The organism is Campylobacter armoricus (assembly GCF_013372105.1).
Lineage (GTDB): Bacteria > Campylobacterota > Campylobacteria > Campylobacterales > Campylobacteraceae > Campylobacter_D > Campylobacter_D armoricus.
In genome coordinates this window covers 717,796-733,588 of record NZ_CP053825.1, presented here as the reverse complement: position 1 = coordinate 733,588, position 15,793 = coordinate 717,796, and the positions used below count along the sequence as shown (strand labels likewise).

The window sequence follows — 15,793 nt, the reverse complement described above, 5'->3', positions numbered from 1 at the left end:
TGTTTAATTTAAATTCACTACTATGCTTTTTGCATCTTTACTTACACTTAGAGTGTATTTAGCCTTTTGAACTTTTGTTTTAATGTTTTTATGTAAGCTTTGATGGTTTTTAGTGATAATGTCTAATAAGCTTTGTAAATCTTTTTGATTTAAGTGTTTATTGTTTTCATCTACAAAGCCTTTTTCACTTTGCATTAGAATAAAGCTTTTATTTTTTAAAGTATTGCTGGTATAAACATTAATAGAAGTTTTTTCACTTAGATGAATAGCTTCTTTAGTATTTAGATAATTTTTAGTATTATCTTTTAATATAAAGCTATAATGATCAAAGTAATTAACTAATTTAGCTTTTATATTAGTATTTAAATAAAGATGATTATTAGTGCCACTTTTATGAGTAAGAGCTTTTGAGTAAAATTTATTATTATCATCTTGAGTATGTATAAAGCTTCCTGCTAATACATCTATATAAGTATTATTAAATATATTAGTATTACCACTTAAATATAAAGTATTATCATAGCTTTTATCATCTTGATGATAAATAGCTGAAGCACCTATAAAAATAGCATCATTGTTTTTATACTCATCTATATTTAAATTAGCTATATGAGTATAATTATCATGAGTGTTTTTAGCAATACCTGCACTAATAACAGCTGTTCCTTCTCTTGTATCAGAAGCTGTTCCTAAAGCAAGGTTTATAAAAGACATATTATTATTAGCACTTTCGTTATAAGCTCTAATAATATATATATTATCATGAGCTGCACTTGAATAATCTTTAATATTTAAAGTATTTTCATTAGCATTTTCATTAGCTCTTAAAATGATTTTAGAGCCTTTATCTATATTAGAAGCATTAGATAAAGATTGCACTAAATCATAATTGATAGTATTTTTTTCTAAATTATCAGCTTCTATAATAGTGGTTAGGTTTTTACCTGATTTTACTTCTTTTAGATTGATTGAATTATTACTTGCTGTTTTAGCATAATAATCTTTATCATCTAAAGTAGTTTTACTAACCCCATAAATATATAAAGGTATAGATACATTAGATGAGCTTAGATTAATTTTATTATTATCTGCTTTACCACTTGATACTTTAGCAGCTGTAATTTGGATTTGATCTTGATAGTTTTCTACTACACTTTCTTGGGTTAAATCCCCTTTTATATTCACACTATTTCTATTAGCACCCTTACTAGCATAAGCTCCATAAAGATTAAATTCATTCTTACCTGTATAATTAGCATTAATCTCAAAAGGCTTTTTAAGATGAACATTAATAGTATTATCATTAGCATAACCATTATTTGCAAATCCTGCATAAAAGTCTAGGAGTGCTTTTACTTCTATATTAGTATTTAAAGCTAATAAGGTTTGTAAGTCTTTAATCTCTATAGTGTTTTTATTAGCACTACCTTGTATGATTTTACCACCATAGATTTCTCCATTTAATATAGCATTATAAGCTAATGGGGTATTTTTAGTATCTACTCTTAAATCAAGTTTTAAATCATTGATTAAAATAGAGTTTTCACTAACTTCATAGTTTTGATTATTATTAACATCTACAAAGGCTCCACCCAAATGTGTAGCAGCTGAAGTTGAATATGCTCCACTTGGTCCATGAACTACTAAAGAAGCTCCATCTATAATAAGTTTATTTCTTTTAGCATTCCCATTATAAGTAATAGCACCTAATATATGAGTCATTCTTTCATCAAATACACTCTTACCCATTAAGCTTTGTCTATAAGGGGTAGTATGAAAGTCTATCTTTACTCCCTTATTTAAAATAACACTATTATTATTAGTATTTGCATCTATACCAAAAGCACCCACTACATAAGGAGCTCCATTTAAAGGTAAGGTATAGGTGTTTTCAACACCCATATTCACATAAGCATCTTTTAAAAAATTTAAAGTATTATTGCTAGCTTCACCTTTTCTTGCTATAGCTGGAGTGATTAAAAAATTATATTTATTATCTAAACCTGTAGCTTTAGGATTCATTACTTCTTTATTGCTAGGTTTTAAATAATATACTGAAGAAAGCTCTCCTGCTTTTAAGGTTAAGGTGTTATTGTTTGCTTTAGCATTAAATACATAAGCAGAAGCTAAAAAAGGTATATAGCTTACTTGATTAATGGTTTCATTTATTGAATATGCCCCATGAAAGCCATTTACTACAAAGATATCTTCTTTAATACTTGGAGTAAGGATTTCTTGTTTTAATTTCATATCACTATAATTCATAGCTTTAGATTTGGGATTATCATAAATTAAAGTGATATTAGAAAGATTTTTATTAGTAGCCATTTGACCATAAAAGTTTATACCATTTAAGTATTTATAAGTATTATTAATACTATCATATACACTTTCATCATTAAAACTATGCTTTTTAATTACATAAGCTTTTAAAGCATTATCATAATTTGCTTGTGTGGCTGCTTGCAAAGAGCTTAGTGAAAGAATGGTTAGTAAAGAAAGTTTTAAAATTTTAGAGTTTTTAAAAGACTTAAAAGAGTTATTACTTAAAGAATGTAGGTTAAAACAAAAATTACCATTTCCCCCCCCCATAGGGTGTAAGTTAATTTTACACATAAAAAATCCTTTTATAAATTTGTTAATGTTTTTTTTGTTTTTTATTGCTTTTATTGCTTTTTTAAGTAAATTAGTAATGTAACTACTAATAATTTATAAATATACTTAGAATGTTAATATTATGTTTATAAATTTAAGCTTAAATATAAACAATAATAAAATATTATAATAATCAAAAAATATTGTAAAAGTAGAATAAGGTTTTATGGTATGAGATTTTAAGATGGTTGGTTGAAAATATTTGTATAGAAAAGTTTAACTAAAATTACACTTAACAAACTAGATAACACAATAAATATAATATAAATATACATAAAATCCTTATACAAAAAATTTATTACAAAAGGGGTTAAAAAACCTAAAATCGCATAAGAGATATTATAAGCAAAAGAAAGTCCGCTTGATCTTAATGCTGTTTTAAAAATTTGAGTCATAAAAATAGGTGCAAAAGTTATAATACCTTGAGCAAAACAAGCAAATAAATAAAATATTAAAAACCATTTATCATAAGAGCTAAACAAAATCCCAAAAAAACCAAATAACAATGTAAAAATTACACAAATTTTAAAATGTCCTAATTTATCAGCTAAATAACCTTGCAGCAAACTTCCTAAAATAATCATAACTATTGCAAGATTTTGATATATCAATGCTGTTGTTTTATCTACTTTTAATAAAGCTTCAAAGTATTGAGGTAAAATCATCAAAGTTGCTACACCACTGGTTAATACTATAGTCGATAAAACACATATTAACATACTTTTTTTATGAGTTTTTATAGCTTGTAATAATGGAAAATTTAAAATTTTTTCTTTATTTTTTATATTTTTAAAAGCTGGAGTTTCATTAAGTCTTGTGCGTAAAAATAAAGCTAAAATACCAAAAAATCCCCCTATAAAAAAAGGAATTCTCCAAGCAAAATTTTCTACTTCTTCTTTACCAAAATACGCATATACACTTAAGGTTGCTACATTTCCAAGCAATAAACCCAAAGTTAAAGTTGCTGAAATAAAACCTAGTGCTAAACCTAGCCTTTTTTTACTTACAAATTCACTCACAAAAATCCATGCTCCACTCACTTCAGCTCCTATGGCAAATCCTTGTGCAATTCGTATTATAAAAAGCATAATAGTGGCTAGCAACCCTATGCTTTCATATGTTGGCAAAAATGCCAAAATAAAACTAGGCACTATCATCAAAAGCATACTTATATAAAAAACATTTTTTCTACCATTAGTATCTGCAAAATGAGCAAATATAATAGCACCAAAAGGTCTAGCTAAATATCCTGCACCAAAAGCTATATAACTATATATTAATGGCCAAAAATCATCATTTTGCGGGAAAAAGATTTTAGCAAATACATTTGCAAAAAAGATAAACAAAACAAAATCATAAAATTCTAAAATACCACCTAAAGATGCATAGATGGTATTTTTAAAAGCCTTCATAGCTAAATTTTACCACCTTCAATAACCACATCATCTGCACTAACATCATCGCTAAAAAACGGCTTTAATGTAGCATCATAAGCTTTGTGGAAAAAATTCTCACCTTCTAATTTCATAATTAAATCATTAACAAAATCTAACATAGCTTGGTCGCCTTTTTTTACAGCAGGTGCTATAACATCTTTATTTCCAAGTTCTTTAATAATCACTTCAAAATTTGGATTTTCTTTAACCCAAGCAAAAAGCAATGCATTATCATGACTTAACGCATCACCTCTTTTACCAATTAAAGCGGCAAAAGTTTCTGTGTTTTGATCAAATTTGATTGTTTTTATTTCTGGCATATTTTTTGTAAAATACGCATCAGCTGTAGTGCCTTTATTTAAAATCAAAGTTTTGTTTTTTAAATCATCTATACCATAAATATTTGAATTTTTAGGAGCTATTACCCCAAGTGCTACTTTCATATAAGGCAAAGCAAAATCCACCACAGCTTCTCTTTCTGGTGTTTTGGTAAAATTTGCTAAAATTAAATCAACTTTATTAGATTGTAAAAATTCCACTCTATTTGCTGCTTCAACTAATACAAACTGCACTTTAGTTTCATCACCTAAAAGCTCTTTAGCAATGCGTTTAGCAAAATATACATCATAACCTTGATTTTTTCCTTGGGTATCTAGATAACCAAATGGGGGTTTATCACCAAAAACACCTATGCGAATTATGCCTTGTTGTTTGATTTTTTCTATAGAGTTTTCATTAGAACTTGAATTTGAACATGCACTAAAAAAAAGTGCCATTAAAAATGATAAAAGAAAAATTTTTTTCATATTTTTTCCTTATGATTAAAATTTGAATTTTTAAACCTTATATTATTTTTTTAAACAAATTCTTTAAAAGTTAATTTTAACGATGAAAATCAAACAAATTGAGAAATTTTTTCGCACGATCGCTTTTTGGTTTTTCAAAGAAATCTTTAGGATTTGAAATTTCTACTATTTTACCATCATCCATAAAAACTATTTTATCAGCAACCGCTTTTGCAAAACCCATTTCATGCGTAACTATAAGCATAGTCATACCATCTTTTGCTAAATTTAAAATCACATCTAAAACCTCACGCACAATTTCTGGATCAAGTGCAGCTGTGACTTCATCAAAAAGCATAATTTCAGGATTCATACAAAGGCTTCTAACTATAGCGATACGCTGTTTTTGTCCTCCACTTAATTCTTTAGGATAGGCTTTTAATTTATGCAAAAGCCCTACTCTTTCAAGCCAGTATTTTGCTTCTTCTAAAACCTCTTCTTTTTTTCTTTTTTGCACCTTTAAAGGCCCTAAGAGTATATTTTGTTCTACATTTAAATGATCAAAAAGCTCATAAGATTGAAACACCATACCTATTTTTTGGCGAATTTGAGTCCATTTTTTATAATTTTTATCAATTTTTTCATTATCTATAAAAATAGCTCCATCAGCCATTTCTTCTAAGCCATTAATACATCTTAAAAGCGTAGATTTCCCACAACCACTTGGACCTAGTATAACCACTACCTCTTTTTGATTTACTTCTAAATTTATATCTTTTAAAACATGATGATCATCATAGTATTTTTGTAAATTTTGTATTTTTAAAATGCTCATATTAGCTCCATTTTTTCTCTAAAAACTTTGAATACACCGATAAAGGATAACAAAGTATAAAATAAATCAATAATATCAAACCATAAATCACAAAAGCCGCGTAAGAGTTTTGAAATAAATTTAACTCAATCACTTGTTGGCCTACTTTAATAAGCTCTATACCGCCGATGAGATAAATCACTGAAGTGCTTTTGATGATTCTTGTAAAAAGATTAATACTCATTGGCAACAATCTTCTTAACGATAAAGGTATGATGATAAAAAGATAAACTTCAAATTTATTAAACCCCAACGAAAGTCCTGATTCATATTGGTGTTTTGGTATGCTTGCTAAAGATGATCTAACCAAATCCATCATCTCAAACACGCCCCAAATACTAAATACAATAATACTTGAACCCAAAGCACTCAAATGCCATCCAAACCATTTAGCTAAACCAAAATGCACTATAAAAAGCCAAACAATTAAAGGCATAATACGCACAAATTCAAGCATAAAACGACAAAAAGCATAAAGGAATTTATTTTTAGAATGCATTAAAATTCCAAAAAATATCCCACCTATTAATGAAATCAAAACACTAATTAATGAAAGTTCCAAGGTAACTTTTAAACCTTGCACTAATCTAAAAAAAGTATCTTGATTTAAAATTTCAAACATAATTTAACCTTTTTTCTATACGATTTAAGACTAAAGACAAAGGTAAAATTAAAATCAAATAGCAAAACACTAAGGCAAATAAAGCTTCATTGCTTTTATAATAAAGCCCTATAAGATCTTTAGCCACATACACCAAATCTGCTAAAGCAATAATACTTACTACTGAAGTTTCTTTAAGTAAAAAGATAATATTTGCACTAATACTTGGCATAGCTATACCCAAAGTTTGAGGCATGATAACATAGCGAAAATTTTGCCATTTGCTTAAACCCAAAGAAAGTCCTGATTCATACTGCTGTTTTTTTACAGCTTCCATACCTGCTCTTAAACTTTCAGCCATATAAGAACCACCTAAAAAACTAAGCCCAACCACAGCACAAGCAAAAGAACTAAGATGGATATTAAATTCAGGTAAAGCATAATACAAAAAGAAAAGTTGAATTAATAATGGAGTGTTTCTTGAAAATTCTATGTATGTTTTACAAAGTAAATTTAAAAAAGAAAATTTGAAATAACTTATTATAATACAAAACAATCCTACTATAAATGAAAAAAACACACCATATATAGCAAGTTTTAAAGTAAGCCAAGAAGCTTGTAAAAACATAGGGCTAAACTTGATTAAAAAATCAACATCCATAAAACCTTCCATTGTTAAAATGCATTATTGTAACAAATAAGACTTAAAAAGACTTAATTAAATTTTGTATTTTTTCTCTATTTAAAATAATTATCTTACCCTTATTTGTGTAAATAAGTTCTTTTTGTTTTAATTCTTTTAATAAACGCGATAAAGACTCTGGTGGCAAATTTAAAATTACTGCTATTTCTCTTTGCTTTAAAGAATTTAATTTTTCTTCATTTTCTAATAAAAAATTAAGTAGTCTTGATTTTAAATCTAAAGATTTTTGTCTAATAAAATTTTCTAAAATACGAATTTTATCAAACAAAGAACTTAAAAGTAATATATTAATTTCACTATTTTCTACGCATAATTTTTGAAATTCTTCAAAATCTAATACACAAATTTCGCAATCTTGCTCACAAATAGCATTAGCCGGATAATCAATACCTTTAAAAACAGGCATTTCTGCTATAAAATTTACAGGAGTTAAGCTGTGTAAGGTTAATTCTAATCCTTTAATATCTACTTTATAAATACGCACTTTACCACTTAATAAAATAAAAATTTTTCTTGCTTTTTCACCTTGAAAAAACAAAATACTTCCCTTTTTAAAATGCATTTTTTTACCAAAAGAAATTAGTATTTCAAAATATTTATCCATTGTTTTCCATATTTTTTATATAATTTTTTGCTTTTATAATCAATTCTTCATCGTCTGAAAAATCAAAAAATTTAAAATGATTTCCATGTTGAATTTTTCCATCAAGCAAATCCCCACTTAGTCGGTTTTTTAAATCAAGCTCAGCTATTTTAAATCCATCTAAAGTTTTAGCAAATTCTAACAAACGAGATGGAATTTCTTTTTGCTTAGTATATAAATAACAAAAACTCTCAAGCCCTACTCTACCAACCCTTCCTCTAAGTTGGTGCAAAGAGGCAAGTCCAAGCCTTTCAGCACCAACTATAACAATCACACTAAGCTTAGGCAAAGAAATGCCAACTTCTACCACGGTGGTTGAAAGCAAAATCGTGCCTTTTTCTCTAAATTCTTGTAAAATTTGATCTTTATTTTTATCTTTGCCGTGAGTGATATAAACATTTTTATATTTTTTAATCCAATATTCTTGTGCTTGTTCTAAAGAAAGATAATCCATACTTTCACTTTCACTAACTAAAGGATAAACAATAATAACTTGATGATTTTTAGCTATTTCATCATCTATTTTTTTAAGCAAATATTTAAAATCTTTGTCTTGAATACAAAAGGTTTTAATATCTTTTTTAAAAGGCATTTGTTTAATAAAACTAAAATTTACAAGCTCACTTTGTATCATAGAAAGAGTTCTAGGTATAGGAGTTGCGGAAAATTGAATAATATGTGGGCTATATAAACCTTTACTAAGTTCGTTTATTTTTTGTCTTTGATTTGAGCCAAAACGATGTTGCTCATCTATCATTACTAAAACTGATTCTAATTTATCTTGATGAATTAAAGTATGCGTTCCTATGATAAAATGGGCTTGATTTTTTAACTCTTCTAAATTCTTATCTTTTTTACCACCTTTTAAAAGTAAAACATTCATAAAATCAGGTAAAAGTCTTTTAGCTTCATTGTATATTTGCTCTGCTAAAATACTAGTTGGTGCCATCAAAATAGACTTTTTAGGATATACAAGCAAGCTAGCTGCAAGTAAAACTAAAGTTTTACCACATCCTACATCTCCCACCACTACACGCCTTTTTGCGTTATTGCTTTGTAAATCTTTTTTTATATCTTCAATAGCTAAAAGTTGATCATTTGTAGGAGCAAAATCTAAATTTTTTATCCAAGAAGAAATATCAAAAAGCTCTATTTTATAAGATTTATATTCTATCTTTTTACCTTTAAGTCGTCTTAGATGATTGAATATTTCTATATATTTTAAGTCTTTTATAAAAATATTAAAATTCTCATAAATTTTCAAGTCTTTATAATTATGCAAATTTAAAAGAAGATTTATGTATTTTTGTTCTAGTTTTAATGCTTGCAAATTAGCTTCATTTACATATTTTGATATAAGTTTTTGTATATTTTCATCTTTAATACCATTTATTTGATATTTTGGCACTATTTGACCTATATTTTTTACTATTTTTGGGTTTATAAACTGCCAAATTCCATTAAAAAAATTCATTTTTGCATATATACAAACCAAAGCATTATATTTAAAAATTTTAAAATGCCATTTATTAGGATGAAAAATCACTATATTTGCTTTTATACCCCATTCTAAACACTCACAAAGCATAAAAAGCTGAGAGTGGTGATTTTGTATGCTGGTGATTTTAACATTTTGGGTACAAAATGTATCTTTTGGAAACTTTGAAATTCTAAAATCATCAAATTTTTTAGGTAAAATCAAAGCCAAATCAATACAATTTTTAACCCCTAAAGTATGAAGTAATTCTAAATCCTTTTCATCAACTTTCATTTTCTATACTTGCAAAACTCACTTTGGTGATTTCACTATGTGCTTTTATAAAATCATTCAATTCATCTAAAGTAGTATTTTTAATCTTTTGCACTTCCTCTTTTAAATTTCCAAGTTTTAAACCATGTAAGTATTCATTTAGCATTATATCTAGTCTTTTAGCTAAACTTTCATATCTTAAAGGCATAGAACCTACTAAAAATTGCTTTGCTAGTTGAAATTCTTTTTCATTTACCCCATTTTGAATAAAATTTTCAAAAACTTCTTTTACTAAAATTTTAGCATCATTTGCACTTTCATTTTTAGTTTGCAAATATCCAAAAACTCTACTATAATTTAAATTAACATCAAGCATAGCATATGCTGAATATGCTAAACCTCTTTTTACACGCACTTCCTCCATTAAACGCGAACCAAAACCACCTTGTCCTAATATAAACAAAGCAAGTTTAGCTAGGTGCATTTTCTCATCATTAATTTGTATATTAAATGGAGAGCAAAAGTATATATAAGCTTGCTCGGTGATTTTTTGCTCACTTACTTCTATACTCTCATCAATGAGTTTGTAATTTTTGTTTTGATTTGGAGTGTTTCTTTTTAGGATTTGGCAAATTTTTTCTGCTTTAATCTTTACTTCATTTTCTTTAATATCACCACCAAAAACAAATAAAGCATTATCAAGTACTAAATTTTTACTCATAAAATCTTGTAATTCTTTTAATGTGATTTTTTCTATACTTTCTTTAGTTCCATCAAGTCCGCTAGCAAAAATTTCTTCTTTGAAAACATTTTTATTTAAAAGTCTTTTTGCTTGATAATCATAATCAGTATTTAAACTTGCAAGCTCTCCCAAAGCTAAAGTTTTTAATCTTTGCAAGATTTTTTCTTCAAAACGAATATTTAAAAATAACTCTTGAAGTTTTTCTATAGCAAATTCAAAATGCTCTTTTAAACATTTGATATTGATTTGAAAATGTTCAAAGCTAGATTTAGCATAAAGTTCTATGGCACGATATTCCAAACTTTTAAAAAACTCATCATTGCTTCCTTCATTTAAAATTCTCGCAAGCATACTCGCACAACCAGCATTATATTTTTCTGCTATTTTGCCACTATTTTTAAAAATTACTTTAAAATAAACTATAGGGAGTTCATTTTCATACTCATATATTATGTTTATTTTGGTGTTATCAAAATCTAAATGTAACATTAAAACCTTTCTAAGATATTATAAGCTGTGTCGCGTTTTGCTGGAATTTCTCCAATATCTTTTATAAGCTCTATCATCTGCTCTTGATTCATTCTATATTTTGCACCAGCAGCAGCTACAACATTTTCTTCCATCATAGTTGAACCTAAATCATTTGCTCCAAATTTTAAAGCAAGTTGGCCTATTAACGAGCCTTGTGTAACCCAAGAACTTTGTAAATTTTTAAAATTATCCAAGTAAAGTCTTGCCAAAGCTAACAATCTCAAATACCTATTAGAGCTTTGCTTGATAATTTCAGGATGTTTTTGAATCAAAGGTGTATTTTCACTTTGAAACGACCATAAAATAAAAGCTCTAAAACCATTTGTTTTATCTTGTAAGTTTCTTAAATGATCAAAATGTTCTATAATCTCTTCATCGCTCTCAACCGTACCAAACATCATAGTAGCAGTACTTTTCATACCTATACTATGTGCGCTCTCATGCACTTTAAGCCAAGTAGCCGTGTCGCATTTATGTGGTGCTATGATATCTCTTACCCTATCGCTTAACACTTCAGCTCCTGCTCCAGGTATAGAAAAAAGTCCTTTAGTTTGCAATCTTTTTAAAACTTCTTCAATAGAAATTTTAGAAACTCTTGCTATATAAGCTATCTCTACTGCTGAAAAACCATGCACGGTTATGGCAGGATAATTTGTTTTTATATATGAAAGTAAATCTTCATACCATTCTATTTTAAGCTTTGGATGCACCCCGCCTTGAAATAAAATTTGCGTTCCACCTATGGCTTGTAATTCTTCTATTTTTTGCCCTATTTCTTCATATTTTAAAATATAAGAATCATCATCTTTTTCTTTTCTACAAAAAGCACAAAAATCACAATCAATACAGCAAATATTTGTATAGTTGATATTTCTATCTACCACAAAAGTAGTTATTTTTTCAGGATGAAGTTGTAATTTTTTATTATAAGCTTTTTCTCCCAGTTCATATAAAGGCATTTTTTGAAGTATCTCTAAAGCTTCTTCTTTACTTAATCTATTCATTTTTAATCCTCTTAAAAAGATTATTATAACATTTAAATGTAAAATAATCTTAAAAAGGATATAATCAAAACCTTTAATTTTCATATTTTCTAGGATCATTATGACTTATAGATCTTTACTTAAAACTAACAAAACTTTTCGACTTTTGGCTATTGTTCAATTTATAAGTTATTTTGGAGCTTGGTTTTCTCAAGTTGGAGTTTTCACTCTCTTAACAAAAGAACTTCAAGCACCCGCAAACATTATAGGTTTTTCAGCTATTTTTGTTTTCTTACCTTCTATTATACTTGCACCCATAAACGGAATAATAGTAGATAGATTTAAACCTAAAAATTTATTATTAACTATGATAAGCATTGAAATGATTTCTATTTTTATGCTAATTTTTGTAAATTCTTTAGCGATGCTTTGGTTTTTATATCTTTTAACATTTATCCGTATGGCAGTTGCAAGTATGTATTTTCAAACAGAAATGTCAGTTTTACCTAAAATTTTAACCCAGCAAGAATTAAAACTAGGAAATGAACTTCATAGTATTATATGGGCTGTTTCTTATGCTTTAGGTATGGGTGCTGCAGGGCTTTTTATAGATATTTTTGGAGTAAAACCAGCTTTCATAGCTGATACCTTAATGCTATTTTGTGCTATGCTTATACTAAAAACACTACTTCTACCAAATGAGAAAAATACTACACAAAATAATCCTTTAATACTTATCAAAGAAGGTTTAATCTATGTTTTTAGCAATAAAAAAATCATTCATTTAATTTTACTTCATGGGGTAGTAGGTATAACAGCTTATGATGTTTTAATCACCCTTTTAGCTGAATATGAATACGCAAAAATTATTTCGATACCTTTAGCCATAGGAATATCTAATGCTATAAGAGCTATTTCTTTACTCATAGGACCTTATGTGCTTAGCCCTTATATCAATAAAAATACTCTAGTATATCTATATCTAGCACAAGGTATAGGTATAATGTTTTGGGCTTGCTTACAATTTAATTTTTATATTGCATTTATAGGACTTATAATGGCAGGATTTTGCACTTCATCTTTATGGAGCTATACTTATACACTTTTGCAAAATGATTGTGATAAAAAATATTATGGTAGAGTAATAGCCTACAATGATATGGTATATTTAACTTTTAGTGCAATTATTGCTTTTTCTACTGGATATTTATTTGAATTTTATGGATTAAAACTAAATTATTTCACCTTTGGACTAGGAGTATGTTTTATATTTGCAGCAATTTATTGGTGGTGGTTTAATAAAAAATATAATTAATCCACCTTATAATAATAAACTCCACCTGCTGAAAAGTTTTTATCAAAATAAGCAGTTTCTGGAACAAGGTCTGATTTTCCTGGATAAATTCTACCTTCTTTATTTAAGATTTTATAAAAACGCTCCATAAGTCTAATTTTAAAATCTTGATCAAAATATATCATCATATTTCTTGAAAAAATCACATCAAATTTTCCAAGCTTAAATAAAGAATCATCAAAAACATTGCAAAGCTCAAAACGACATCTACAAGCTAGAGTTTCTTTTTTAAGATGATACATTTTATCTTTTATATCAAAATAACGCGTTTTTTGCATAGTGTTTAGTCTAGCTACTGAACGCTCTGAATAAATCATATCATTACACTTATCTATCATTTTTTTATTAATATCAATACCGATGATATTCATTCCTTTAACAAAATTCTCACTTGCTAATATAGCTAAAGAATACACCTCCTCACCACTTGAACATGGGGCGCACAAAACATTCACAGGACGATCAAGAGATTTTATATAAAAAATCACATCTTTTAATTGCTCTAATTCTCTAAAAAAATAAGTTTCACAAACTGTGATAAAATCCATTGTTTCTTGTTTTAAATTTCTTTGAAATTGGACTTTTTCATTTAACTCACTAAGACTTTTTAATCCTAATTCTTGTAAAAATTTAGGAAGTTTTATAAGCAATATATCTTTTTTTGTGTTTAAATTATTTCCACTTATTTGTTCTACTATTTTTACAAATTCAAGCATTTCGTTTTCTGTAATTTTTATCATTTTTTCTATCCTATGATTTTAAGAAATTTACTATTTCTTTTTTAAGCTCAATTAAACTCATCGGTTTTAAGTTTGGATTTGTATCTCTAGCCTTTTTTGGCATACCATAAACTATAGAATCAGCTTCATTCTCACATAAACACCTTACTCCAACCTTGTAAAGCTCAAATAAAGATTTAGCACCATCATCTCCCATACCAGTCATAATTAAAGCCAAAATTTTATGATATTTGCAAAGATTTACAACAGAGGAAAATAAAACATCAATACCAGGATTAAAACTACTTGTTTGCTCTGTAACATTTAATACTAAAGCATTATTTCCACTTAAAACCATATTTTTTTGACAAATATAAATTTTACTTTTCAAAATTTCCTTATCGCTTGGTATAATAACTTCACTTACAGCTTCTTTATTAAATTGATTTACAAAAGAAGGAATAAAAGCTGGATTCATATGCTGAGCTATCACTACCGCACAATCTTTTAATTCTACATCATTGAGTAAAAATTTTAGCTGGCTTGGACCACCGGTTGAAGAACCAATTAATATAAGTTTCATTTTTTACCTTAAAACGATGATTTATTATATCAAATAAATATTTAAAAACATTATATATAAGAAAGAAAAATTTTAATTAAATATGATAAAATAAATACTTTAAAAATTAACAACAAAAGTGAATATTAATGTTAAGAGAAAAAATTTATATAGCAAGCGATCATGCAGGATTTGCTTTAAAGCAAGAAATTACTAACTTTTTAAATAAACAAAATATTATTTTAGAAGATTTAGGACCATTTTGTAACGAACGCTGCGATTATCCTGATTATGCTCATTTACTAAGTTCAAAAATCAATGATAATAGCTTTGGAATTTTAGTTTGTGGTTCTGGAATTGGTATGAGTATAGCAGCAAATCGTCATAAAAATATACGCTGTGCTTTATGCAATGAACCATTAAGCGCTAAACTCTCAAGAGAGCACAACGATGCTAATGTTTTAGCTTTAGGTGCAAGATTAACAGGGGTAGATATGGCATTTGAAATCATTACAAATTTTATCAATACTTCTTTTAGCGGAGGTAGGCATTGTGTAAGAATTAGTAAAATAGAGGAAAATTTATGATATTAAGCTGGCTTGTACTAACTATATTAATATGTATTAGTATTTATATGACTATTATGTTGTTGTATTATAAAACATTATTACATAAAGAAAAAGTTGCAAAAGAATTTATAAAAAACAATCTTGAAGATACTGAAATTGTTATTAGAAAATTACAAGTACAACTCCAAAGAAGTTTAGGAAATATTGATATTCTTACAGAAGAACTTAACAAAAGCAAAGCTGATTTAACTTCTCTTAGAACAAGAAATTCACAATATCGTATAGAAAATGAAAAATTAAGACAAAGAATTAAAGAATTAGAAGCAAAAATTGAGGCGTTGTTATGATGAAAGAACAGGATAAAAAATATTTATTAGACAGCATAAGAGCTATTAAAGATTTTCCTAAAAAAGGAATTATTTTTAGAGATATTACCACTTTATTAAATAACAAAAATGCATTTGCATTTTTAATGGATCATTTGGTTGAAAAATACCAAAACAAAGAGCTTGATTATATTGTTGGCATAGAAAGTCGAGGTTTTATTTTTGGTGCAGCGTTGAGTGCAAGATTAAAACTACCTTTTGTGCCTATTAGAAAACCTGGCAAACTACCTTTTAAATGCATACAAGAATCTTATAGTTTAGAGTATGGTACAGATAGTATAGAAATTCACACAGATGCTTTTAATGATAGCAAAAATGCAAAAGTGCTACTTATAGATGATCTTATAGCTACAGGTGGCACTGCTATTGCAGCTATAAGGCTTATAGAAAAGCTTAATGCAAAATGCATTGAAGCTTGCTTTTTATTAGAATTAAAAGATCTTGATGGAGCTAAAGAATTAGCCAAATTAACTTCAGTTTATAGTATTTTAGAGGTATGA

Annotated in this window: 16 protein-coding genes; 4 read left to right on the top strand and 12 right to left on the bottom strand. The window is 27.3% G+C overall.

Annotated elements, in window-relative coordinates:
* Positions 1–3 precede the first annotated feature (3 nt).
* The 10 genes from CARM_RS03840 to CARM_RS03795 all read right to left on the bottom strand — a co-directional run bounded on the left by CARM_RS03840 (position 4) and on the right by CARM_RS03795 (position 11,724).
* Complete coding sequence (locus tag CARM_RS03840) at positions 4–2,616, bottom strand: hypothetical protein (protein WP_176300996.1); 2,613 nt, start codon at positions 2,614–2,616, stop codon at positions 4–6.
* Between the two features lie 218 nt (positions 2,617–2,834).
* Positions 2,835–4,067 (bottom strand): MFS transporter, encoded by a 1,233-nt coding sequence (locus tag CARM_RS03835; RefSeq protein WP_139427237.1) that lies wholly within the window; start codon positions 4,065–4,067, stop codon positions 2,835–2,837.
* 2 nt (positions 4,068–4,069) lie between these two features.
* A complete protein-coding gene (locus CARM_RS03830) occupies positions 4,070–4,867 on the bottom strand; it encodes a cysteine ABC transporter substrate-binding protein (RefSeq protein WP_412842212.1) in 798 nt (265 codons plus the stop codon).
* A 106-nt stretch (positions 4,868–4,973) separates the two neighbouring features.
* Positions 4,974–5,711 (bottom strand): amino acid ABC transporter ATP-binding protein, encoded by a 738-nt coding sequence (locus CARM_RS03825; protein WP_139427241.1) that lies wholly within the window; start codon positions 5,709–5,711, stop codon positions 4,974–4,976.
* Between the two features lies 1 nt (position 5,712).
* Positions 5,713–6,372, bottom strand: a complete 660-nt coding sequence (locus CARM_RS03820) for an amino acid ABC transporter permease (RefSeq protein WP_139427243.1) — start codon at positions 6,370–6,372, stop codon at positions 5,713–5,715.
* On the bottom strand, positions 6,365–7,012 hold the full coding sequence (locus CARM_RS03815) for an amino acid ABC transporter permease (protein ID WP_139427245.1): 648 nt from the start codon (positions 7,010–7,012) through the stop codon (positions 6,365–6,367). Before CARM_RS03815 ends, CARM_RS03820 begins: the two co-directional genes overlap by 8 nt.
* A gap of 43 nt (positions 7,013–7,055) precedes the next feature.
* Positions 7,056–7,658: a Crp/Fnr family transcriptional regulator gene (locus CARM_RS03810; RefSeq protein ID WP_139427247.1), complete on the bottom strand. Its 603-nt coding sequence runs from the start codon at positions 7,656–7,658 to the stop codon at positions 7,056–7,058.
* Positions 7,651–9,468 carry an ATP-dependent DNA helicase RecG gene (gene recG / locus CARM_RS03805; protein ID WP_139427249.1) on the bottom strand — a complete coding sequence of 606 codons (1,818 nt, stop codon included), beginning with the start codon at positions 9,466–9,468 and terminating at the stop codon, positions 7,651–7,653. The genes CARM_RS03810 and recG overlap by 8 nt, the downstream gene beginning before the upstream one ends.
* The gene (locus CARM_RS03800; protein ID WP_139427251.1) at positions 9,458–10,678 is read right to left on the bottom strand and encodes a M16 family metallopeptidase; all 1,221 of its coding nucleotides are present in this window, start codon (positions 10,676–10,678) and stop codon (positions 9,458–9,460) included. The genes recG and CARM_RS03800 overlap by 11 nt, the downstream gene beginning before the upstream one ends.
* Positions 10,678–11,724 (bottom strand): dehypoxanthine futalosine cyclase, encoded by a 1,047-nt coding sequence (locus CARM_RS03795; RefSeq protein WP_139427253.1) that lies wholly within the window; start codon positions 11,722–11,724, stop codon positions 10,678–10,680. The genes CARM_RS03800 and CARM_RS03795 overlap by 1 nt, the downstream gene beginning before the upstream one ends.
* Before the next feature lie 100 nt (positions 11,725–11,824).
* Between CARM_RS03795 and CARM_RS03790 the strand changes: the two genes are divergently transcribed.
* On the top strand, positions 11,825–13,018 hold the full coding sequence (locus CARM_RS03790; RefSeq protein WP_139427255.1) for an MFS transporter: 1,194 nt from the start codon (positions 11,825–11,827) through the stop codon (positions 13,016–13,018).
* Here the strand turns inward: CARM_RS03790 and CARM_RS03785 are convergent.
* Together CARM_RS03785 and CARM_RS03780 are read right to left on the bottom strand one after the other, a co-directional pair.
* Complete coding sequence (locus CARM_RS03785; RefSeq protein ID WP_236103568.1) at positions 13,015–13,806, bottom strand: CheR family methyltransferase; 792 nt, start codon at positions 13,804–13,806, stop codon at positions 13,015–13,017. The genes CARM_RS03790 and CARM_RS03785 overlap by 4 nt on opposite strands.
* A 1-nt stretch (position 13,807) precedes the next feature.
* Complete coding sequence (locus CARM_RS03780; protein WP_139427259.1) at positions 13,808–14,359, bottom strand: CheB methylesterase domain-containing protein; 552 nt, start codon at positions 14,357–14,359, stop codon at positions 13,808–13,810.
* 128 nt (positions 14,360–14,487) lie between these two features.
* On the opposite strand from CARM_RS03780, the gene rpiB reads away from it, so the two are divergent.
* Genes rpiB through apt form a run of 3 tightly spaced genes read left to right on the top strand, consistent with a single transcriptional unit; the run spans position 14,488 to position 15,793 of the window.
* Positions 14,488–14,925: a ribose 5-phosphate isomerase B gene (gene rpiB, locus CARM_RS03775; protein ID WP_139427261.1), complete on the top strand. Its 438-nt coding sequence runs from the start codon at positions 14,488–14,490 to the stop codon at positions 14,923–14,925.
* Complete coding sequence (locus CARM_RS03770; protein WP_139427262.1) at positions 14,922–15,254, top strand: hypothetical protein; 333 nt, start codon at positions 14,922–14,924, stop codon at positions 15,252–15,254. The genes rpiB and CARM_RS03770 overlap by 4 nt, the downstream gene beginning before the upstream one ends.
* Positions 15,254–15,793, top strand: a complete 540-nt coding sequence (apt, locus tag CARM_RS03765; RefSeq protein WP_167507503.1) for an adenine phosphoribosyltransferase — start codon at positions 15,254–15,256, stop codon at positions 15,791–15,793. The genes CARM_RS03770 and apt overlap by 1 nt, the downstream gene beginning before the upstream one ends.

Coding starts and splice junctions, on each gene's coding strand:
- CARM_RS03840 (WP_176300996.1), bottom strand. CDS start 2,616: ATGTGTAAAATTAACTTACACCCTATGGGGGGGGGAAATGGTAATTTT.
- CARM_RS03835 (WP_139427237.1), bottom strand. CDS start 4,067: ATGAAGGCTTTTAAAAATACCATCTATGCATCTTTAGGTGGTATTTTA.
- CARM_RS03830 (WP_412842212.1), bottom strand. CDS start 4,867: ATGGCACTTTTTTTTAGTGCATGTTCAAATTCAAGTTCTAATGAAAAC.
- CARM_RS03825 (WP_139427241.1), bottom strand. CDS start 5,711: ATGAGCATTTTAAAAATACAAAATTTACAAAAATACTATGATGATCAT.
- CARM_RS03820 (WP_139427243.1), bottom strand. CDS start 6,372: ATGTTTGAAATTTTAAATCAAGATACTTTTTTTAGATTAGTGCAAGGT.
- CARM_RS03815 (WP_139427245.1), bottom strand. CDS start 7,012: ATGGATGTTGATTTTTTAATCAAGTTTAGCCCTATGTTTTTACAAGCT.
- CARM_RS03810 (WP_139427247.1), bottom strand. CDS start 7,658: ATGGATAAATATTTTGAAATACTAATTTCTTTTGGTAAAAAAATGCAT.
- recG (WP_139427249.1), bottom strand. CDS start 9,468: ATGAAAGTTGATGAAAAGGATTTAGAATTACTTCATACTTTAGGGGTT.
- CARM_RS03800 (WP_139427251.1), bottom strand. CDS start 10,678: ATGTTACATTTAGATTTTGATAACACCAAAATAAACATAATATATGAG.
- CARM_RS03795 (WP_139427253.1), bottom strand. CDS start 11,724: ATGAATAGATTAAGTAAAGAAGAAGCTTTAGAGATACTTCAAAAAATG.
- CARM_RS03790 (WP_139427255.1), top strand. CDS start 11,825: ATGACTTATAGATCTTTACTTAAAACTAACAAAACTTTTCGACTTTTG.
- CARM_RS03780 (WP_139427259.1), bottom strand. CDS start 14,359: ATGAAACTTATATTAATTGGTTCTTCAACCGGTGGTCCAAGCCAGCTA.
- rpiB (WP_139427261.1), top strand. CDS start 14,488: ATGTTAAGAGAAAAAATTTATATAGCAAGCGATCATGCAGGATTTGCT.
- CARM_RS03770 (WP_139427262.1), top strand. CDS start 14,922: ATGATATTAAGCTGGCTTGTACTAACTATATTAATATGTATTAGTATT.
- apt (WP_167507503.1), top strand. CDS start 15,254: ATGAAAGAACAGGATAAAAAATATTTATTAGACAGCATAAGAGCTATT.